Below are 19,770 nucleotides of genomic sequence, written 5' to 3' on the forward strand. Positions count from 1 at the left end.
GGCGCCGTTCATCGAGCGATGATCGGGAGCTAGGGGAACCACATGGTGCGGGCGATCCGCGGTGCCATTCAGGTCGACAGCAACGATCGTGAGGCGATCCTCGCCGGCACGACCGAGCTGGTGACCGAGGTGATGGAGCGCAACCGGCTCACCAAGGATGACGTGATCAGCGTCATATTCACCTGCACGCCGGATCTGAACGCCGAGTTCCCCGCGCTGGCGGCGCGGAAGCTGGGCTTCCACGACGTCCCGTTGCTCTGCGCGTGCGAGATCGACGTGCCCGGCGCGCTGCCCCGGGTGGTGCGCATGATGGCCCATGTGGAGACCGACAAGCCGCGCAGCGAGATCCAGCACGTGTACCTGCGCGGCGCCGTCGCGCTCCGCCTGGACATCGCCCAGTGACCCGGGGCCGGTGACCCGGCGGGGCGCCGCGGTACGCCGGGCGCGGTGACGGAGGACAGGACGCGGAGCGGGCGGCCGGGGCGACCGGCCGCCGGGAACGAGACGGCACGGCAGGGACCAGCACCATGACTCCCACTGAGGGCGGGACGATCGCCAGCGTGGTCATCGTCGGCACGGGCCTGATCGGCACCTCGATCGCGCTCGCGCTGCGCGGCCGGTCCGTCCGGGTCTATCTCGCCGACCGTGACCCCGCCGCGGTACGGCTCGCCCGGGAGCTCGGTGCCGGAGAGGAGTGGACGGGAGAGCAGGCGGCCGACATCGCCGTCATCGCGGTCCCGCCCCAGTACGTGGCCCAGCAGCTGCTCGAGCTGCAGAAGCGCGAGGCCGCCCGGGTCTACACGGACGTCGCCAGCGTGAAGGCGCTGCCGATCTCCGAGGCCGAGCAGCTCGGGTGCGACCTGTCCAGCTACGTCGCCGGGCACCCGCTCGCCGGCCGGGAGCGGTCGGGCCCGGTCGCGGCGCGGGCGGACCTCTTCCTCGGCCGCCCCTGGGCGTACTGCCCCACACCGGAGGCGTCCCCGGACGCGGTGCGGGCCGTACGGGAGCTGATCGAGCTGTGCGGCGGCAAGCCCGTGGAGGTGGAGGCCGCCGAGCACGACCGCGCGGTGGCGCTCGTCTCGCACGCCCCGCACGTGACCGCGGCCGCGGTCGCCGCGCGCCTGGCCGAGGCGTCCGAGACCGCGCTCGGCCTGTGCGGGCAGGGGGTGCGCGACGTCACCCGGATCGCCGCCGGCGACCCGGCGCTGTGGACCGGGATCCTCTCCGGCAACGCCCTGCCCGTCGCCGAGGTGCTCGAACGGATCGCGGCCGACCTCATGACGGCGGCGCGGGCCCTGCGCGGGCTGCCCGCCGGGGGTTCCGCGGCGGCCGTCACCGACCTGCTCCAGCGCGGGGTCCGGGGCACCGGGCGGATCCCCGGCAAGCACGGCGGACCGGCCCGCACCTACGCCGTGCTCCAGGTGGTCATCGGCGACCGCCCCGGCGAGCTCGCCCGCCTGGTGCAGGCCGCCGGGGAGACCGGGGTCAACATCGAGGACATCCGGCTCGAGCACGCCCCCGGGCTGCCGCTGGGCGCGGCCGAGCTGTACGTCCAGCCGGAGGCCGCGGCCGTGCTCACCGAGGCCCTGCGGGCGCGCGGCTGGCAGGTGTCGGCCTAGCCCGCACCCGCGGCCGCCCCGGCCCCGGTGCGCGGCCGCGCTCGGGTGCGCGCCGGTCCGCCGGTGCGCGGCGCATCGCCGAATCCCGGTAGCCTCATGCAGGACGGATCGGAAGGGGAGGAGTGGCCGGTGGCGGGACTGGTCGTCGCCATTGACGGACCGTCGGGGTCGGGCAAGTCGAGCGTCTCCCGGGGTGTGGCCCGGGAGCTGGGCCTGCGCTACCTCGACACGGGCGCCATGTACCGCGCGGTGACCTGGTGGATGCTCCAGAAGGGCGTGGACGTCGGCGACCCGGCGGCGATCGCGGCCCGCGCCGGTGAACCGTCGCTCACCGTGGGCACCGACCCCGGCGCCCCCGCCATCGCCGTGGACGGCGTCGACGTGAGCGGGCCCATCCGCGGCCCCGAGGTGACCTCGGCGGTCTCGGCGGTGAGCGCCGTCCCCGAGGTGCGGCACCGGCTGGTCGCCATGCAGCGTGAGATCATCGCGCGCTCCCTGGAGACCGGGGGGATCGTGGTGGAGGGCCGGGACATCGGCACCGTGGTCGCGCCCGACGCGCCCGTCAAGATCTACCTGACCGCGAGCGCCGAGGCCCGCGCCCGGCGCCGCTCGGCGGAGCTGGCCGGCACCACGGTCGAGCGGCAGAAGGCCGAGCTGGCCCGGCGCGACACGCTCGACTCGACCCGCGGGATCTCCCCGCTGACCAAGGCCGCCGACGCCGTGGAGCTGGACACCACCCCGCTCACGCTCGACGAGGTGATCGCCGAGGTGCTCCGGATCATCAAGGAACGGACCGGCCCGGGCGAGCCGGAGCGCCCGCTCGTCGGCGAGGGGCCGCGGCCGATGGGACCCTGATCCGGCTGGATCGGGAAGGAAGCAGCCGATGGGGCGGAGTATGGACGTGACGGGGGAGTACGTGGACGAGGACGGCTGGGTGGAGGCCGATCTCACCGAGATCACCGGGGAGGGCGGGGAACGGCCCGACCCGGGGCGGCTCCCCGTCGTCGCCGTGGTGGGACGCCCGAACGTGGGCAAGTCCACCCTGGTCAACCGGATCCTCGGCCGCCGCGCCGCGGTGGTCGAGGACGTGCCCGGCGTCACCCGGGACCGGGTGGCCTATGAGGCGTCCTGGCAGGGCCGCCGGTTCACCCTGGTGGACACCGGCGGGTGGGACCCGGACGCCACCGGGATGGCGCTGCGGATCGCCGAGCAGGCGCAGGTCGCCGCGGAGCTCGCCGACGTGGTGCTGTTCGTGGTGGACGCCACGGTCGGCGTGACCGACGCGGACGAGGCCGTGGGCTCGGTGCTCCGCCGCTCGGGCAAGCCGGTCCTGCTCGTCGCCAACAAGGCCGACAACCAGCAGGTCGAGCTGGAGGCCACCGCGCTGTGGTCGCTCGGCCTCGGCGAGCCGTACCCGATCTCGGCTCTCCACGGCCGGGGCACCGGCGACCTGCTCGACGCGATGCTCGACGCCCTGCCCACGCCCCCGCCGCAGGAGGCGGGCGCGCCCCGCGGGCCGCGCCGGGTGGCGCTGGTCGGCCGGCCGAACGTCGGCAAGTCGTCGCTGCTCAACCGGATGGCCGGGGAGGAGCGGGTGCTCGTCGACCCCATGCCGGGCACCACCCGCGACCCAGTGGACGAGCTCATCGAGCTGGGCGGCAAGACCTACCGGTTCGTGGACACCGCCGGCATCCGCCGCCGCGACCGCGAGCTGAAGGGGGCCGACTTCTACGCGGCGATGCGGACCCGCTCGGCGCTGGAGCGGTCGGAGGCCGCCGTGGTGCTGATCGACGCCTCCGAGCCGCTGACCGAGCAGGACCTGCGGATCATCTCGCTCGTCGCCGAGTCGGGCCGGGCCATGGTCCTCGCGTTCAACAAGTGGGACCTGCTCGACGAGGAGCGGCGGTACTACCTGGAGAAGGAGATCGACCGCAAGCTCGTCCGCACGCCCTGGGCGATCCGGGTGAACATCTCGGCGAAGACCGGCCGCCACGTGGAGAAGCTCGGCCCGGCGATCGACCGGGCCCTGGAGTCCTGGGGGACCCGGATCCCCACCGCGCGGCTCAACCAGTTCATCGGCGACCAGGTGCGGGCGACCCCGCCGCCGGTGCGCGGGGGCAAGCAGCCGAAGATCCTCTTCGTCACCCAGGCGTCGATCGAGCCGCCCACGTTCGTGTTCTTCACCACCGGCTTCCTGGAGGAGACCTACCGCCGGTTCCTGGAGCGCCGGATCCGCGAGGAGTTCGGCTTCGTCGGCTCGCCGATCCACATGGTGATGAAGATCCGCGAGAAGCGGAAGGAGAACAAGCGGTAGCCCCTGGCCACGCCCTCCCCGGCCTCATGGCGGCGGGCGATCGAGCGGCGCGACATCGCCCGCCGGCCCGAGCGGCACACCCCCGTTCCTTGCCGGTCCCGTCTCACGCGCCCGGCTCCTGCGGCCGGGCGTGGCGGGGCAGCAGGTACGACAGCCCGAACGTGAGCGCCAGCAGCCCCACCTCGACCCACGCCGTGAGCTGCATGGCCGAGCCGAAGCTCCACCGGTCGGCGAGGAGGTGGAAGAAGAGCGTGCCGAGCACCGCGGTGCCGAACGCGCCGCCGAGCTGCTGGACGGCGGTCAGCGTGCCGGAGGCGGAGCCGGACTCGTGCGGCTCGACACCGGCGAGCACGATGTCGAAGAACGGCGCCATGACGAGCCCCATGCCGATGCCGGCGAGCGCGAGGCCGGGGGCGAACCGCAGGGTGGAGACGTCCGTGCCGGTCAGGTGAACGGTGAGGGCCAGGACGGCCGCGCCGGCCGCCATGACGAGCGTGCCGATCTGCAGCAGGGCGCGGCCGAGCTTCTCTTGCAGCCCCGACATGGCCAGGCCGAAGCCGACGACGCCGCCGAGCGCCTGCGGCAGCGCGGCGAGACCGGCCTTGAGCGGGCCGAAGCCGAGCCCGAGCTGCGCGTAGAGGGTGAAGACGAGGCCGAAGCCGATCAAGCCGGAGAAGAACGCGAGCCCGGCCACCAGGCCGCCGGTGAAGGCGCGCTTGCGGAACAGGCTGGGCGTGACGAGCGGGTCGCGGCCTGAGGCGGTGCGGTGGGCCTCGTACCGGCCGAAGAGGGCGAACACCGCGATCGAGGCGGCCATCGACACGAACGTCCAGGCGGGCCAGCCCAGCTCGCGGCCCTGGATGAGCGGGAAGACGAGCAGGAACGAGGCGAGCGAGACGAGCCCGACACCCGGCAGGTCGAGGCGGGTGGCGGCGGGGGAGCGGTACTCCGGCAGGTAGCGCAGCGCGGCGAGCACGGCGGTGAGGCCGAGCGGCAGGTTGATCAGGAAGATCATGCGCCACCCGGTGCCGAAGAAGTCGGCGTCCACCAGCCAGCCGGCCAGCACGGGACCGCCCGCGGACGAGATCGCCAGGACGGGCCCGAACATGCCGAACGCCCGGCCCACTTCGTAGGGTGGGAACATTTCCTTGATCAGCCCCAGGCCCTGGGGGATCATCACCGAGCCGAACAGGCCCTGCAGCACGCGGCTGGCGATCAGTATCTCGGGGCTGACCGCGACCCCGCACAACAGTGAGGCGAGGGTGAAGCCGGAGGCGCCGATCACGAACATGCGCTTCTTGCCGTACAGGTCGCCGAGGCGCCCGCCGGTGATCAGGCCGACGGCCATGGCGAGGGTGTAGCCGGCGCCGAGCCACTGCACGAGGCTCTCCGAGCCGCCCAGGTCCCGCCGGATGGTGGGGGCGGCGATCGTGGTGACGAGGCCGTCCAGGAGGTCCATCACCTCGGCGGCGAGGATCACGAACAGGGCGATCCACCGCCATCGGTACGGGCGTACCCCGGCCTGCGCAGAGGTGGCGGTCACGGTCATGAACGATCTCCTTCGATAACGGTGTTCCAGTAAACGAACAGCGTTTTACAAGCGAACATCGTTTTAATGACGAACATAGTTCGTGTCAAGTATGCTGTTCGTATGGCGGATCGCGCAGGAGAGGAGGGCATCCCGGCGCCGCCGTGGCGCAAGAGGCGCAAGCCGGCCCAGCCCAAACGGCAGCTCAGCCTGGATTTGATCATCGAGGCCGGCCTGCGGATCCTCGACACCGAAGGGCTCGGCGCGCTCAGCATGAGGCGCGTGGCCCAGGAGCTCGACACCGGTCCGGCCTCGCTCTACGCCCACGTCGCCAACAAGGACGAGCTGCTGGAGCTGCTCTACGACCGGGTGCTCGGCGAGATCCGGCTCCCGGAGCGCGATCCGGCCCGCTGGAAGGAGCAACTGCGCGCGTACGCGCTGGAGATGCACCGCGTGCTCAAGGCGCACCGCGACGTCGCCAGGGCGGCGCTGGCCACCATCCCCACGGGTGAGAACTCCGTGCGCACGGGCGAGTTCGTCTTCGGCCTGCTCGTGGAGGCGGGCATGCCGCCCAGGGAGGCGGCCGTGGCGCTTGACCGGCTCTCCCTCTACGTCGTCGGCGACGCCTACGAGGCGTCGCTGCACCATGCCCGCATGCGCGCGGCCGGCTTCACCGACAAGCGCGAGTACTTCGAGTCGTGGATCGGCCAGATCAAGAGCTACTACCGGGCGCTGCCGCCCGAGCGGTTTCCCCACCTCACCAAGCACGTCGACGACCTGGTGGACGCCGGCGGCGAGGAGCGCTTCCGCTACGGGCTCGAGCTCATACTCGACGGCATCGAGGCGCGCATGACGGGCACCAAGGCGCAGGAGGCCTCAGGCCCACGTGCCCAGGCCCCGCCCGGCCTGCCGGGCGGGGCCCGTCGTTCACCCGCATGACGACGACCGCGCAGAGGAATGCGGTGCCGGACGGGTGCCGCCCGCGCTCGCCGGGCATGGAGCGTCGGCCTTCCGGCGCTGGTGACGCTGACGGCGTTCGAGGCCAGGCGGTCGGCTCCGGCCGTCATCGCCGCCGAGCCTCCGGCCCGCCCTGGCGCCCGCGCCGGTACGGCAGTGCCTCAGCCGGCGGTGGCCTGATCCGGAGCGCGCCGGGCCGCGCCCGGCACGCCCGCCTGGGCCTTCCCGGCCGGCAGGGCGAGCGCCAGGACGGCGCCGAGCAGGCAGAGCCCGGAGGTCATCAGGAAGATCTCCGTGTACTCGGTGTGCAGCGCGGCCTTGACCCGCGCCGTGTACTCGTCCAGCCGCCGGGCGTACTCGGCCGGGTCCACCCCGAACGGCAGCGGCGTGTCGAGGTGCGCGGTGAGCGACCGGAACCGGTGGAACCCCCAGGCGGAGAGCGCGGCCACCCCGAGCAGCATGCCCATCATCCGCGCCACCACGACCGCCGCCGAGGCCACGCCGTGCCGTACCGCGGGCACGACCCGGAGCACCGCCGAGGAGACCGGGGCGATCACCACGCCCAGCCCGGCCCCGGCGAGAACGAGCGGGATGTCGAGCCACAGCCCGGGCGCGGAGAGGTCGGCCGGCCAGCGCGAGATCACCAGGTAGCCGACCGCGGCCACCGCCATCCCGGCCGCGGCCACGGCGCGTTCCCCGAGACGCCGGGCGAGCACCCCGCCGAGGAACGAGGCGACGGAGAGCGCGACGAGGAACCGGGTGAGGATCAGCGCGCCGCCCACCGCGTCCCGGTCGAGCAGGGTCTGCGCCACGAGCTGCATGTCGACCAGGGTGACCAGCAGGGCGGCCCCGGAGAGCAGGCTCACCCCGAGCGTGGCGAAGAACGGCCCGCGCGGCACCCCGGTGAGGTCGAGCAGCCGCACCGGCGAGCGGATCTCCCACCAGGCGAAGACGGCCGCCACGGCCGTGCCGGCCACCACGCACGGCACGCCCCACGGCGGCAGCACCGCCTGGTCCGGGGCCGGGTTGTACAGCCCGGCCACCAGCAGGCCCAGGGCGAGCGCGAGCAGCGCACCGCCGAGGACGTCCACCCGCCCGTCGTCCGCCGCCCCCGCCGCCTGGCCCGGCCGGCGCCCGCCGGGCACCGCCCAGTGCACGGCCAGCGCGGCGGCCACGGTGAGGGGGATGTTGATCCAGAAGATCCCCCGCCAGCCCAGCACCGCGGCGATCCCGGCGCCGTAGAGCGGGCCGAGCACGCTGCCGAGCTCCTGGGCCGCCCCCACCGCCCCGAGCGCCACCGGCCGGCTCCGCTCATCCCAGAGGTCGCCGACGAGCGCCAGGGTGATGGGCAGCAGCGCGCCGCCCGCCACCCCCTGCAGGGTGCGCCCGGCCACCAGCCACGGGACGTCCGTGGCGAGCGCGGTGATCGCCGACCCGGCCGCGAACCCGGCGAGGCAGAGGTGGATCAGCGGCCGCCGGCCGTACCGGTCGGAGAGCCGGCCGAGCAGCGGCATCGCCGCGACGTACCCGAGCAGGAAGCCGGTGATGATCGGGGTCGCGCGCTCCAGGCGGTTGAGCGGGACGCCCACGTCCGCGGCGACCTCGGTGAGGACGGTGACGACCACGTAGGCGTCGAGCGAGGCGAGCAGCACGGCGCCGCCGGCGGCGCCCAGCGTGACCCGTCGTCTCCACGGGGCGATCATGACGTGGGCGGCTCGATCGTGACGGGGGCGTCGTAGTCCCGCATGGTCACCGTGACCATGCCGCCGGAGAGCGGGAGCTCCATCTTGAGCAGGCGGCTGCTCTCCCGGTCGATCCAGAGGGTCGCGTTCACGCCCTGGGCGATGCCGGGGATGAGCTTGGCGAGCATGCTCTGGGACAGGGTCGCGGCGACCCGGTACGCGTCGGCGCCGCCGGCCTTCTCCGCCGCCTCCGTGCGGACCTCCTGCGCGGCGGTGAGCAGCTCACCCACCCCGGTGAGCACCTGCGACGGGTCGTAGATCGCGGTGAGCTGGCTCCGCGGCATGGTCTGGAACCCGCCGGTGGGGCCCTTGAAGTGCACGGTGTCCCCGACCAGCACGAACTCGAACTCCTGGAGCCCGGCGAGCTCCAGCTGGAGGGTGCCCTTGGCGTCCCCCTCCCTGGTCAGCACGGCGTCGACGTTCTTCACCTGTACGGCCGGCCGGTCCTTCGTCTCCAGGGTGAAGGCGACGGACCGCACCGCCGCCATGGCCTCGGCGGACTTCCGCAGCAGGTCCGGCCCGTCCGGGAGCGCGGGTCCGTCGTCCGCCGTCGTGGCGGTGCATCCGGTCAGCAGGAAAAGGGCCGCGAGGACCAGCCCGAACAAGCTTCGCACAGCCGGATCGTAGCGAGGGGACGGCCCCCGCCGTCCACCCTCCGGAGATCACGGTTCAGCCGCGGGCGCACCGGTGGGCGCGGACCGCCTGCAGGCGGTCCACGATCGGGGTGAAGGCCTCCTCCAGGGTGCGGATCTGCTCCGGGGTGAGCTGGTCGATGAAGTGCTTGCGCACCGAGGCCACGTGGTCCGGCGCCACCCGCTGGACCGTCTCCCACCCGGCCTGGGTGAGCACCGCGAACGTGCCACGCCGGTCGTGCTCGCAGCCCTCGCGCGTCACCAGCCCGGCGGCCTCCATCCGGGTGATCTGATGGGAGAGCTTGCTCCGCGACTGGATGGTGGCGTCGGCGAGCTCGCTCATCCGCAGCCGATGCCCCGGGGACTCTGAGAGACGGACGAGGATCTCATAGTCGCTGAGCGAGAGACCCTTCGCCTGGAGCTCGCGATCGAGCTGGTGGATCAGCAGCCGGTGCGCGGCCAGATAGGCACGCCACGCGCGCTGCTCCTGAGCGCTGAGCCAGCGCGGAGCCTCCATGACGAAAAGCATAAGATCGCGAACCCCCGGTCCCGCGGGAGGGGTGGTGCCCCAGGTTCGGCGTCTTCGGCGACGGCCTTCGCCGCCGCCGGGCCCCGGTTCCGGAGGCGTCCACCCCGGCGCCCGCGGCCGGGGAGAGCGGGTCGGGCGGTCATGCCCTCCGCCCCCTCCTCCGCGCGCACTCCCGGGGACCGTGGTCCGGGGCACGCCGGCCGGCGGTCGCCGCCGGTGCCGCGCCGGCCGTACCGAATCGCCCCCTCCCGCCCGGCCGGGCGGGCAGGATGGGGGAGGGGGCGGGCACCGCGATCATCAGGAGGCACCATGTCCGAGGGGTTCATCGAGGTCACCTCAGCGGCCGAGCTGCGCGCGCTGGTGGGGGAGCCGAAGCAGCGGGCGCTCGCCAAGGAGCGCACCGCACTGCACGACCGCGACATCGAGTGGCTCGCCGCCTCCCCGTACTGCCTGATCGCCACCTCGGGCGCGGACGGCACCTGCGACGTCTCCCCCAAGGGGGATCCGCCCGGCTTCACCCTCGTGCTGGACCGGAAGACGATCGCGATCCCGGACCGGCCGGGCAACCGCCGGGCCGACGGGTTCACCAACATCCTGGAGAACCCCCACGTCGGGCTAATCTACCTCGTGCCCGGGCGGACGGAGACGCTGCGCATCAACGGCCGGGCGCGCGTGCTCCGGGACGCGCCGTTCTTCGACCGGATGATCGTCAAGGGCAACCGGCCCCGCCTCGCGCTGCTCGTGGAGATCGAGCAGGTCTTCTTCCACTGCGGCAAGGCCGCCCTGCGCAGCGCGCTGTGGGACCCGGGCACCTGGCACCCCGACGCGCTCCCGCCGTACCCGCGGATCGTCAAGGACGTCCAGCACACCGAGGAAACCCTGGAGGAGCTGGAGCGCTACTACGGGGCGGAGTACCTCGATCGGCTCTACACCTACTGAGGCCGCCGCCCTGGGACGGCCGCACCTGCCGGGCCGCCAGCCGCGCGGCGGACACCGGACGGCAGCGCCGGCCGCCAGGGGCCGCTTCCGGGGCCCGGCCCGCCGGCGGACATCCGGCCGTTCGCCTCGCGGTCACCGGGCCGTACCGCACCGGTTACCCGGGGGCGTCTGGCGCACCGGCGGTGCCGTGTAGCAGTATCTGTCCGCGTTCTCCTACGTTGCGGAGGCGGAATGGCACAGGTGGAGCGCGCCACGGGCGGCCTCGCGCTGCTCGGCCGCCCGGCGCCGATGAGCGAGACGGCACCGGCCCCGGTACCTGACCCGTTCCCCGCCGAGACCGTACGCGACCCCCGGCCCGGGACCCACGGGCGGCGAGCGGGGCGCGGCCCGATCCCGGGCGGGCTCGCCGCGGTGCCCGCCGGGCCGGTACGGCCCCGCGGTCCCCGGACCCCCGACCCGGAGCCGGTGGCCGCATGAACGTGGCCGAGGCCGTCGGCGCGATCCTCGCCTCCCTCGGCGTCCGGATGGCCTTCGGCGTCGCCGGCAGCGGGAACTTCCACGTCACCAACGCCCTCATCCGGCACGGCGTGCGGTACGTCGCGGCCCGGAACGAGGGCGGTGCGGCCACCATGGCGGACGCCTACGCCCGGATGAGCGGCACGGTGGCCGTGCTCAGCGTCCACCAGGGCCCCGGTTTCACCAATGCGCTGACCGGCATCACCGAGGCGGCCAAGAGCCGCACCCCGCTGCTGGTCCTCGCCCCCGAGCCCGTGTCGCCCCACTCGAACTTCCGCATCGACCAGCCCGCGATCGCCACGGCCGTCGGCGCGCACGTCGCCCGGGTGGGGTCGGCGGCGACCGTGGTCGACGACACGGTGATGGCCTTCCTCGCCGCGCTGCTGGGCCGGCGGACGGTCGTGCTCGCCCTCCCGCTCGACGTGCAGGAGGAGGTGCTGCCCGAGGAGGCCCGGGACGGCGTGGCCGAGCTGCTGGCCCGCCGCGGCGACGTCCGGGCGGCCGCCCGGCTGTCGGCCGGGTGGGGGATCACCTTCCCCGCCGAGGAGGACGCGTTCGCCGACCCGGAGCCGGCCGCCCGCACCACCAGCCGGACCGGCGCCGCATCAGCGGCCCGCCCCGGCCTGGTGGCCGAGCCCGCGGAGGCGATCGACCGCCTCGCCGGGCTGCTGGTGTCGGCCGAACGGCCCGTGTTCGTGGCCGGCCGCGGCGCCCGGGGCACCCACGCCGAGCTCGAAGCCCTGGCCGAGCAGGTCGGCGCGCTGCTCGCCACCACGGCCGTGGCCAAGGGCGAGTTCCAGGGGAGCCCGTGGAACCTGGACGTGATGGGCCATTTCTCCTCACCGGCGGCGGCCGAGCTCATCCGCGGCGCGGACCTCATCGTCGGCTGGGGCTGCTCGTTCACCGCGGGGACCACCCGGAACGGCACGCTCATCGGCGAGCGGGCGAGCGTGATCCAGGTCGACCTCGACCGCGACGCCATCGGCGTCCGGTACCCGGTCGACCTCGGGGTGATCGGCGACGTGCGGGAGACCGCCCGGGCGGTGCTCGCCGCCCTCACCGGGCGGGCGTGGCCCTGCGCCCCGGACGAGCGGCGGCGGACCGGCTACCGCACCCCCGAGGTCGGCAAGCGGATCGCCACCGAGGTGCGCTGGCGCGACATCCCGTACGCGGACACGAGCGGGAACGGCCGGATCGACCCGCGCACGCTCACGATCGAGCTCGACGACCTGCTCCCCCCGGAGCGGATCGTGGCGGTCGACTCGGGCAACTTCATGGGCTACCCGGTGATGTTGCTGTCGGTCCCCGACGGGGACGGGTTCTGCTACACCCAGGCGTACCAGTCGGTCGGGCTCGGCCTGGCCACCGCGATCGGCGCGGCGCTCGCCCGGCCGGACCGGCTGCCCGTGGCCGCCCTCGGCGACGGGGGCGCCCTGATGGGCATCAGCGAGCTGGAGACCGTGGTGCGCCTCGGGCTGCCGATGGTCATCGTGGTCTACGACGACGAGGCCTACGGCGCGGAGGTGCACCACTTCGGCCCGCAGGGTGAGCCGCTGGACACGGTCACGTTCCCGCCCACGGACTTCGCCCGGATCGCCCGCGGGTTCGGGTGCGACGCGGTCACCGTGCGGAGCAGGGCGGACCTGGTCGGGGTCGCCAAGTGGCTGCACGGCCCCCGCGACCGGCCGCTCCTCGTCCACGCGAAGATCACCAAGGACGTGGCGGCCTGGTGGCTCCCGGACGTGTTCCGCGTCCGCTGACGGCGCCGGCCCGCCCTCACGCCGGTGTGGACCTCGCGGTACGGCACGCCGCGGGACCCGGCGCCAGCCTGCGGGGATGGCCGCCGGCCGCGGCGATCCATGACGGCCCGGCCCAGGCGTCGTGCGCGAGGTGCGCCATACCGCGGCTCGGCACGGTCCGGGAACCCGGCACGAATCGGGACGCGGTTGGGCTCGGCGAGCGCGGCTGAGCGCGGCCCGGGCATGCGGGGCTCAGCGCCGCCCGGCACGGGCGGCTCACCGGCATGCCGCACGTTCAGCCTCCCTGGCGCGGGGAAGCTCACCGGCGCCGCACGCTCAGCGTCGCCCGGCACGGGCGGCTCACCGGCGCGCCGTACGGGTACCACCCTGGTCAGGCGGGCGGGCGTGCGGCCTGGCCCGGCGCCCGTCCGCCGCCGCGACGTCCCGCCGCGGGGGGTGAGGTGCGATGGAGCGGATGACCGAGGCCGAGTGGCGCGAGTTCGTCATGGCGGGGACCAAGACCGGGAAGCTGGCGGTCACGCGCGCCGACGGCCGGCCGCACGTGACCCCGGTCTGGTTCGCGCTCGACGGCGACGACGTGGTCTTCACCACGCACGAGACGAGCGTGAAGGCGCACGCCCTGCGGCGCGACCCCCGGGCGGCGCTGTGCGTCGACGACCAGCGCCCGCCCTACTCGTACGTGCTCATCGAAGGGACCGCCACCCTCTCCGCGGAGCTGGAGGAGGTGCTCCGCTGGGCGACCCTGCTCGGCGGCCGGTACATGGGGGAGGACCGGGCGGAGGAGTTCGGCGAGCGCAACGGCCGGCCGGGTGAGCTGCTCGTCCGCCTCCGGATCGGCAATGTGATCGCCTACCGCGCGATCGCCGGATGAGCCGGTACGGCCCGGCACGGTCCGCGCGCCCGCCGGGCCGGGACCGGTGTGGCTTCACCCGAGGCCCGGACGGCTCCCCGGACGCCCGGAGCCCTCGGCACGCCGCGACGAGGCCCGGCCCGGGAGGCTTCGGGGAAACCCCGGCGACGGGGCCGCGGGCGGGGCCGGTGCGCCCACGGTAAGGCTCGCCCGCCATCGAGACCCCGGCTCGTGAGTCCCGCCCGGGAGGCCCGGCCACCAGCGGGTCCGGAACGCGACCGGCCCGGGCGGGGCGGCACCGCGGGCGGGGCGGCGCCGCCTTCAGCGGCGGCCCGCTCCCCGCGCTGATCGCCGCAGCGCCGCGGCGAGCGCGGCGCCGTACACCGCGTGGGCGGCCGCCATGACCAGGGGCCGGCCGGGGCGGGGGTCGCGGGAGGCCGGCGGCAGGATGTTCAGGGCGGGCAGCCAGCCCTGGTAGCTGCCGGCCCAGATCAGCAGCCCGTAGGCCACCCCGAGCGGCAGCCGGGCCGGTACCCGCCGCGTCAGCAGGCCGAACACGGCCCCGGCCGTGGCCCCGAAGCCGAGGTGGGCGAGCACGGCGAGCGGCCGCTCCCCGGCCTTGGGTCGGCGCTTGTGCCCGGGGAGCAGGGCCCGGACGATGTGCTTGGGCGGCTGGCCCGGCATGAGCCCCGTCTTCTGCCCGGCGAGCATGACGCCGCTCATCGCCGCGGTGGCGAGCGCGCCGCTGGCGGCGCCGCGGGCGAGCGTGGAGATCATGGGCGCTCCTTTCCGCACGCGATCCGGCCCCGGCCGGGCCGGCACCGCCCGGCCGTACGGCGCGGCGGCCTCCGCGGCCGCACCGCGCGCCTGGACCGCAGGCCGTGGGCCGCGCGCCCTCCGGCGGGTGCGCCGGGATGAACCGCTCACGCCACCGGGGTACTCCCCCGTGGCGCGGACGTCATTCCTCGCCCCCGCCGGCGGGGGGCTGCCGCTCCCCGGTGCCCGCGAGCCGGTCGTAGGGGAGCACCGGCCCGTCATGGCACGCGCGCAGCGAGCCGTACGGCGTGCTGATCCGGCAGCGTCCGCAGGTGCCGCTGGCGCAGCGGAGCATGGAGTGGACGGCCACCTGGATCGACGAGGCCGGCATGCCCCGCTCCACGAGCACGGCCGCGGCCGACCGGGCCATGGGCAGCGGCCCGGCGAGCAGGGCGGCGCTCCGCGCGGGGTCGAACGCCGCGGTGCGCGCGGCGGCCGCCATGTCCGGCAGCCCGTCCGCCTCGATCGTGGCGTTCGCGAGCTCCGGCCACGGGCTCCCCCCTCCGGAGCCCGGGGCGGTGCCGCCCGCCCACACCCGCACCCGGCCGCCGCCCGCGCGTTCGATGACCGGCCGGGTCAGCGGCAGGCCGCCGTCCCACGCGATCACCAGCACGTCCTTGCCGGTGACACGTTCCAGGTTCCAGCCCTTTCCCAGCGGGCCGCGCACCTCCAGGCGCTCGCCCACGGCGCCCACCGGTGGCCCGCACGGCACCCACAGGGTGAGCACCTCGATCAGGGACGCGTCCTCGCCCGAGCCGTTCCCGGCGGGGGTGACATCGACCACGGGGATCCGGGCGCCGCCGTGGGCGGGCAGCACCCAGTACTGCCCCGGGACGCTCCGGGCCGCCGCGGTGCCCGGCGTCCCGCCCGTGTCGCCGGCCAGCCGCAGCCTGACCTTCCCCGGCCCCTCCACCGAACGGCCCACGATCCGAAAGGGCCGCTGAGCCGGTGCCCTGCTCAGCGGCCGGCGCTCACCGCGCATGCCCAGCCCTCGTCACTGGTCTTCCCTCCGTCTCGATCCGGGGACTCCGGCGCCCCAGGCTGACGATCCCGCCGCCCGGGCACAAGGGCCGAAAGTCCTTGAGTGGTCTCCGATGCCGCCGAGCCGCCGCGGTCACGGCGGCTACGTCCAGGGTTCATTCCCCGGTGCCGGCGCCCCGCCGACCCGCCGGGCGCCCCGGGAACGCCCAGGCCCATGACCGCCCCGACGCCCGCCGCCCGGGCGTGGAGCACCGGTGATCCGAGGGGCGGTCGTTAGCATCGACACCGAACGATCACGTCCGACGAGACCGAGAGAAGACCATGATCTTCATTACCGCGAAGTTCCGGGTCCGGCCTGAGCACGCCGACGAGTGGCCGGAGATCACCGCCGAGTTCACCCGGGCGACCCGCGCGGAACCGGGCTGCCTGTGGTTCGACTGGTCGCGCAGCCTCGACGACCCCAACGAGTACGTCCTGGTGGAGGCCTTCCGGGACGCGGACGCCGGGGCGGCGCACGTGCAGTCCGAGCACTTCAAGCAGGCCCAGCAGACCCTGCCGCGCTACCTGCAGGAGACGCCCCGGATCATCAACACCACGATCCCCCAGGACGACTGGTCGCCGCTGACCGAGATGGCCGTGCCCGAGCAGGGCTGAGCCGGCGACCGGACGCCAGGGGCCGCGGGAACCGGGCCCCTGGCGTCACCCTGTCCGGCCGGTCAGCCGGAGTAGCCGAGCCCCTTCAGGTCGGGCTGCCGCCAGCCCGACTGCGGGATGTCCCCCCGGTACTCGCCGGTGATCACCGGCGGGACGAAGGCCTCCTTGATCGCGCGCGGGCTGACCCACCGGATCAGGTTGAAGATCGAACCCGCCTTGTCGTTGGTGCCGGAGGCGCGGCCGCCGCCGAACGGCTGCTGGCCGACCACCGCCCCGGTGGGCTTGTCGTTGATGTAGAAGTTGCCGGCGGCGAAGCGCAGCCGCTCGGTGGCCTCGGCGATCGCCTTCCGGTCCTGCGCGATGATCGACCCGGTGAGCCCGTACGGCGCGACGCCCTCCATCTGGCCGAGCACCGCGTCGTAGTCGGCGTCGTCGTAGACGTACACCGCGAGGATCGGGCCGAAGTACTCCTTGACGAAGACCTCATCGGCGGGGTCGGAGCACTCCAGCACCGTGGGCCGGACGAAGTAGCCGGTGGAGTCGTCGTAGGAGCCGGTGAGCACGGTGATCGAATCGACCCCGCGGGCCCGGTCGATCGCGGCCTTGTTCTTGTCGAAGGCGCGGCGGTCGATGAGCGCGCCCATGAACGTGCCCGGGTCGCTCGCCACGTCGCCGACCGTGAGGGACTCGGCGAGCGACACGAAGTCGTCCCGCATCCGCGTCCACAGGGAGCGGGGCACGTACGCCCGGGAGGCGGCCGAGCACTTCTGGCCCTGGTACTCGAACGCGCCCCGGATCAGCGCGGTGGTGAGCACCTCGATCGAGGCCGACGGGTGGGCGACCACGAAGTCCTTGCCGCCGGTCTCGCCGACCAGCCGCGGGTAGCTCCGGTACCGGGAGATGTTCTCCCCGACCGTGCGCCACAGGTGCTGGAAGGTGGCGGTGGAGCCGGTGAAGTGGATCCCGGCCAGGTCGGGGTGGACGAGCGCCACCTCGGAGACGGCCGGGCCGTACCCGGTGACCATGTTGATCACGCCCGGGGGCAGGCCGGCCTCCTCCAGCAGCCGCATGGTGAAGTGCGCGGCGAACTGCTGGGTGGGGGACGGCTTCCACACCACCACGTTGCCCATCAGCGCGGCCGAGGTCGGCAGGTTCGCGGCGATCGAGGTGAAGTTGAACGGCGTGATCGCGAGGACGAAGCCCTCCAGCGGCCGGTACTCCATCCGGTTCCACATGCCGGGGGCCGACAGCGGCTGCTCGGCGAGGAGCCGCCGCGCGTAGTGGACGTTGAACCGGAAGAAGTCGATCAGCTCGCAGGCGGCGTCGATCTCGGCCTGGTAGGCGGACTTGGACTGGCCGAGGATGGTGGCCGCGTTGAGCGTGGCCCGCCACGGGCCGCTGAGCAGGTCGGCCGCCTTGAGGAAGATCGCGGCGCGGTCCTCGAACGACATGGCGCGCCACTCGGCGGCCGCGCCGAGCGCCGCGTCGATCGCCGCGCGCACGTCGTCCGCGGTGGCCTCGGCGGTACGGCCCAGCAGCGCGGCGTGGTTGTGCGGCTGCACCACGTCGATGGGGGCGCCGCCGGCCATCCGCCGCTCGCCGCCGATGGTCATCGTGAGGTCGAGGGGCGACCCGGACAGCTCCTTGATGCGGCCGTCCAGCGCGGCGCGCTCCGGGCTGCCGGGCGGATAGCCGTGGACCGGCTCGTTCGCCGGGACCGGTACCTCAGTGATCGCATCCATGGCTAACCTCTCACAGCGCGCAGGAAGAAGGCGACGTTGGCCGGGCGCTCGGCGAGACGGCGCATGAAGTACCCGTACCAGTCGTCGCCGTAGGGAACGTAGACCCGCACCCGGGCCCCGGATTCGATGAGCTCCCGCTGGCGGTCCGGCCGTACCCCGTAGAGCATCTGGAACTCGTAGGCGTCCCGGTCGCGGCCGTGCTGGCCCGCGAGGACCTCGGCGATGGCGATCAGGCGGTCGTCGTGGGTGGCGACCATGGGGTAGCCCGTGCCGGCCATCAGCACGCGCAGGCACCGCACGTACGCCCGGTCGACCTCGGCCTTGCTCTGGTAGCCGTGCGACGGCGGCACCCGGTAGGCGCCCTTGACCAGCCGCACCCGTGCGTCCGCGAGGTCGCGGCAGTCGGCCTCGCTGCGGTAGAGGCAGGACTGGATCGCGACACCGGTCTCGGGGTAGTCGGCGCGCAGCGCCTGCAGGGTCTCCAGGGTGGCGTCGACGGTGGTGTGGTCCTCCATGTCGAGGGTGACCATGGAGCCGCAGGCACGGGCCGCCGCGCAGATCTGGCGGGCGTGGTCGAGCGCCATGCCCCGGTCGAGGGTCTGCCCGATGGCCGACAGCTTCACCGAGACCTCGGCCCGCTGGCCGAGCCCGAGCGGCTTGAGCGCGTCGAGCAGCGTGACGTACGCCTTGGTGGCGAGCACCGCGGTCTGCTGGTCGGTGACCTCCTCGCCGAGGTGGTCGATGGTCACGGTGAGCCCCGCGCCGGTGAGCCGCCGCACCACCGTGATCGCGTCGGCGGTGGTCTCCCCGGCGACGAACCGATCGACGACCCTGCGGGTGGCGGGGAGCTCCGACACGGCCTTGCGCATCAGCGGGCTGCGCGAGCTCGCGAGAAGCAGGGAGCGAAGCATGAGCTCAGGCTAGGTCCGCAGGTCACACGGGGCCACGGACAACCGCAACAGCCTTTTCATACAGATGTATGACAATGGTGGGGTGCAGCGGATAGCCGAGGAGATCGCCCGGCTGCTCGACGCGTCGGTCACCCTGGAGGACCGCGCCTTCCAGCTGCTCGCGTACGGCGCGCAGAGCGACGACATCGACGCCGTGCGCCAGGAGTCGATCCTGCGCCGGCGCGCCTCGCCCGAGGTGCGCGCCCACTTCGAGTCGTACGGCATCGCTACCGCGACCGGCCCGGTCCGGATCCCCGGCATCCACGGCATGCGGGGCCGGATCTGCGTGCCGCTCCGGCACGGCGGGGTCACCTACGGGTACCTGTGGCTGCTCGACTCCGGCACGATCACCGACGAGCGGCTCGCCGCCATCGCCCCGCTGGTGGACCGGGCCGCCGCGATGCTCGCCATGGAGGCCCGCGGCCGGCACGTGCCGCTCGCGGACCTGTTCTCGGCCGACCCGGCGCGGCGGGCCGCGGCCGGTGAGGCGATCGGGACCCGGGTCGACGGGCCGGTCTGCGCGCTCGCGGTGCGGACCGGGGCGGCGGGCGCCGGCTCGCTCTTCGTCGGCGCGCTGCGGACCCTGCCCCGCGGCGTGCTCATCGACCCCAGCCTGGACGAGCCGGTGCTGCCGGTGCTCGCCCCCGCCGCGCACGCGCCGCAGGCCGCGCGGATCCTCCGCGACCAGCACGGCACGGCCGCCGGGATCGGCGGGCCGCGCGACGACGTGGAGGAGGCGTGGGAGAGCTGGCGGGAGGCCCTGCTCGCGCTCCGGGTCGCCGAGCACGTCGAGCGGCACGCCCCGATCGCGGACTGGCCCGAGCTGGGGATCTTCCGGTTCCTCGCCCGGCTGCCCCGCCGGGACCTCGCCGCCCTGGCCGCCGAGTCGGCGGCGCTGCGGTCGGCCGGGCCCGAGCTGGCCCGCACCGTGGAGGCGTACCTCGACCACGCCGGGCACGTCCAGGAGACGGCGGCCGCGCTCGGCGTGCACCGGCAGACCCTCTACTACCGGCTGGGCCGGGCGGAGGAGCTCACCGGGCTCGACCTGGCCCGCGGGGAGGACCGCCTCCTGCTCCACCTGTCGCTCAAGGCCGCCGCGCTGACCGGCCCCCCGCGTCCCGGGGAGCCGGGCGGGCGCGGGCAGGCGCAGTAGCGGGCGGCGAGCCCCATCGGGCGCACCGGGGCGCCGCGCGCGGGCGGGGTGGCGGGCGACAGCGGTGTGCCGGGCACGCGGGCGGTCA

19 protein-coding genes are annotated in these 19,770 nt (G+C 74.5%); 11 read left to right on the forward strand and 8 right to left on the reverse strand.

All coding sequences use genetic code 11. The features are described 5' to 3' along the window. Window positions 1-42 precede the first annotated feature (42 nt). From aroH to der, 4 genes are all read left to right on the forward strand, one after another. Entirely contained in the window at window positions 43-402 is a 360-nt protein-coding gene (aroH, locus tag TBIS_RS07455; protein WP_013131744.1) for a chorismate mutase, read from the forward strand. A gap of 125 nt (window positions 403-527) precedes the next feature. Next, window positions 528-1,619 (forward strand): prephenate dehydrogenase, encoded by a 1,092-nt coding sequence (locus TBIS_RS07460; protein ID WP_013131745.1) that lies wholly within the window; start codon window positions 528-530, stop codon window positions 1,617-1,619. Window positions 1,620-1,715: 96 nt separating this feature from the next. Next, window positions 1,716-2,474, forward strand: a complete 759-nt coding sequence (gene cmk, locus TBIS_RS07465) for a (d)CMP kinase (protein ID WP_013131746.1) — start codon at window positions 1,716-1,718, stop codon at window positions 2,472-2,474. A gap of 28 nt (window positions 2,475-2,502) precedes the next feature. Next, entirely contained in the window at window positions 2,503-3,933 is a 1,431-nt protein-coding gene (gene der, locus TBIS_RS07470) for a ribosome biogenesis GTPase Der (protein ID WP_013131747.1), read from the forward strand. 103 nt (window positions 3,934-4,036) lie between these two features. On the opposite strand, the gene TBIS_RS07475 is transcribed toward der, so the two are convergent. After that, on the reverse strand, window positions 4,037-5,482 hold the full coding sequence (locus TBIS_RS07475) for a DHA2 family efflux MFS transporter permease subunit (RefSeq protein ID WP_013131748.1): 1,446 nt from the start codon (window positions 5,480-5,482) through the stop codon (window positions 4,037-4,039). A 102-nt stretch (window positions 5,483-5,584) separates the two neighbouring features. Here TBIS_RS07475 and TBIS_RS07480 point away from each other — a divergent pair, with 102 nt between their 5' ends. Continuing rightward, window positions 5,585-6,400, forward strand: coding sequence for a TetR/AcrR family transcriptional regulator (locus tag TBIS_RS07480; protein ID WP_013131749.1), 816 nt, complete (start codon window positions 5,585-5,587; stop codon window positions 6,398-6,400). A 179-nt stretch (window positions 6,401-6,579) separates the two neighbouring features. Here the strand turns inward: TBIS_RS07480 and TBIS_RS07485 are convergent, their stop codons facing one another. Genes TBIS_RS07485 through TBIS_RS07495 form a run of 3 tightly spaced genes read right to left on the reverse strand, consistent with a single transcriptional unit; the run spans window position 6,580 to window position 9,309 of the window. After that, entirely contained in the window at window positions 6,580-8,121 is a 1,542-nt protein-coding gene (locus TBIS_RS07485) for an MFS transporter (protein ID WP_013131750.1), read from the reverse strand. Continuing rightward, window positions 8,118-8,774 (reverse strand): LppX_LprAFG lipoprotein, encoded by a 657-nt coding sequence (locus tag TBIS_RS07490; protein WP_013131751.1) that lies wholly within the window; start codon window positions 8,772-8,774, stop codon window positions 8,118-8,120. The genes TBIS_RS07485 and TBIS_RS07490 overlap by 4 nt, the downstream gene beginning before the upstream one ends. Before the next feature lie 55 nt (window positions 8,775-8,829). Continuing rightward, window positions 8,830-9,309: a MarR family winged helix-turn-helix transcriptional regulator gene (locus TBIS_RS07495; RefSeq protein WP_148231473.1), complete on the reverse strand. Its 480-nt coding sequence runs from the start codon at window positions 9,307-9,309 to the stop codon at window positions 8,830-8,832. A 321-nt stretch (window positions 9,310-9,630) separates the two neighbouring features. Between TBIS_RS07495 and TBIS_RS07500 the strand changes: the two genes are divergently transcribed. The 4 genes from TBIS_RS07500 to TBIS_RS07515 all read left to right on the forward strand — a co-directional run bounded on the left by TBIS_RS07500 (window position 9,631) and on the right by TBIS_RS07515 (window position 13,407). Then, complete coding sequence (locus TBIS_RS07500; RefSeq protein ID WP_013131753.1) at window positions 9,631-10,260, forward strand: pyridoxamine 5'-phosphate oxidase family protein; 630 nt, start codon at window positions 9,631-9,633, stop codon at window positions 10,258-10,260. A 231-nt stretch (window positions 10,261-10,491) separates the two neighbouring features. Continuing rightward, window positions 10,492-10,737 carry a hypothetical protein gene (locus TBIS_RS07505; protein WP_013131754.1) on the forward strand — a complete coding sequence of 82 codons (246 nt, stop codon included), beginning with the start codon at window positions 10,492-10,494 and terminating at the stop codon, window positions 10,735-10,737. Further along, window positions 10,734-12,536 (forward strand): thiamine pyrophosphate-binding protein, encoded by a 1,803-nt coding sequence (locus tag TBIS_RS07510; protein WP_013131755.1) that lies wholly within the window; start codon window positions 10,734-10,736, stop codon window positions 12,534-12,536. The genes TBIS_RS07505 and TBIS_RS07510 overlap by 4 nt, the downstream gene beginning before the upstream one ends. 445 nt (window positions 12,537-12,981) lie before the next feature. Further along, window positions 12,982-13,407 carry a PPOX class F420-dependent oxidoreductase gene (locus tag TBIS_RS07515; RefSeq protein ID WP_013131756.1) on the forward strand — a complete coding sequence of 142 codons (426 nt, stop codon included), beginning with the start codon at window positions 12,982-12,984 and terminating at the stop codon, window positions 13,405-13,407. A 300-nt stretch (window positions 13,408-13,707) separates the two neighbouring features. On the opposite strand, the gene TBIS_RS07520 is transcribed toward TBIS_RS07515, so the two are convergent. Beyond that, a complete protein-coding gene (locus TBIS_RS07520) occupies window positions 13,708-14,163 on the reverse strand; it encodes a DUF6789 family protein (protein WP_013131757.1) in 456 nt (151 codons plus the stop codon). A 181-nt stretch (window positions 14,164-14,344) separates the two neighbouring features. Beyond that, window positions 14,345-15,127 carry an iron-sulfur cluster-binding protein gene (locus TBIS_RS07525; protein WP_158306178.1) on the reverse strand — a complete coding sequence of 261 codons (783 nt, stop codon included), beginning with the start codon at window positions 15,125-15,127 and terminating at the stop codon, window positions 14,345-14,347. A gap of 377 nt (window positions 15,128-15,504) precedes the next feature. Between TBIS_RS07525 and TBIS_RS07530 the strand changes: the two genes are divergently transcribed. Then, window positions 15,505-15,837 (forward strand): putative quinol monooxygenase, encoded by a 333-nt coding sequence (locus TBIS_RS07530; protein ID WP_013131759.1) that lies wholly within the window; start codon window positions 15,505-15,507, stop codon window positions 15,835-15,837. Between the two features lie 62 nt (window positions 15,838-15,899). On the opposite strand, the gene pruA is transcribed toward TBIS_RS07530, so the two are convergent. Together pruA and TBIS_RS07540 are read right to left on the reverse strand one after the other, a co-directional pair. Continuing rightward, window positions 15,900-17,579 carry an L-glutamate gamma-semialdehyde dehydrogenase gene (gene pruA, locus TBIS_RS07535; RefSeq protein WP_013131760.1) on the reverse strand — a complete coding sequence of 560 codons (1,680 nt, stop codon included), beginning with the start codon at window positions 17,577-17,579 and terminating at the stop codon, window positions 15,900-15,902. A 2-nt stretch (window positions 17,580-17,581) separates the two neighbouring features. Then, window positions 17,582-18,490 (reverse strand): proline dehydrogenase family protein, encoded by a 909-nt coding sequence (locus tag TBIS_RS07540; RefSeq protein WP_013131761.1) that lies wholly within the window; start codon window positions 18,488-18,490, stop codon window positions 17,582-17,584. Window positions 18,491-18,572: 82 nt separating this feature from the next. Here TBIS_RS07540 and TBIS_RS07545 point away from each other — a divergent pair, with 82 nt between their 5' ends. Next, window positions 18,573-19,682 carry a PucR family transcriptional regulator gene (locus tag TBIS_RS07545; RefSeq protein ID WP_241019594.1) on the forward strand — a complete coding sequence of 370 codons (1,110 nt, stop codon included), beginning with the start codon at window positions 18,573-18,575 and terminating at the stop codon, window positions 19,680-19,682. Window positions 19,683-19,770 lie beyond the last annotated feature (88 nt).

The organism is Thermobispora bispora DSM 43833, from assembly GCF_000092645.1.
GTDB classification, from domain to species: domain Bacteria; phylum Actinomycetota; class Actinomycetes; order Streptosporangiales; family Streptosporangiaceae; genus Thermobispora; species Thermobispora bispora.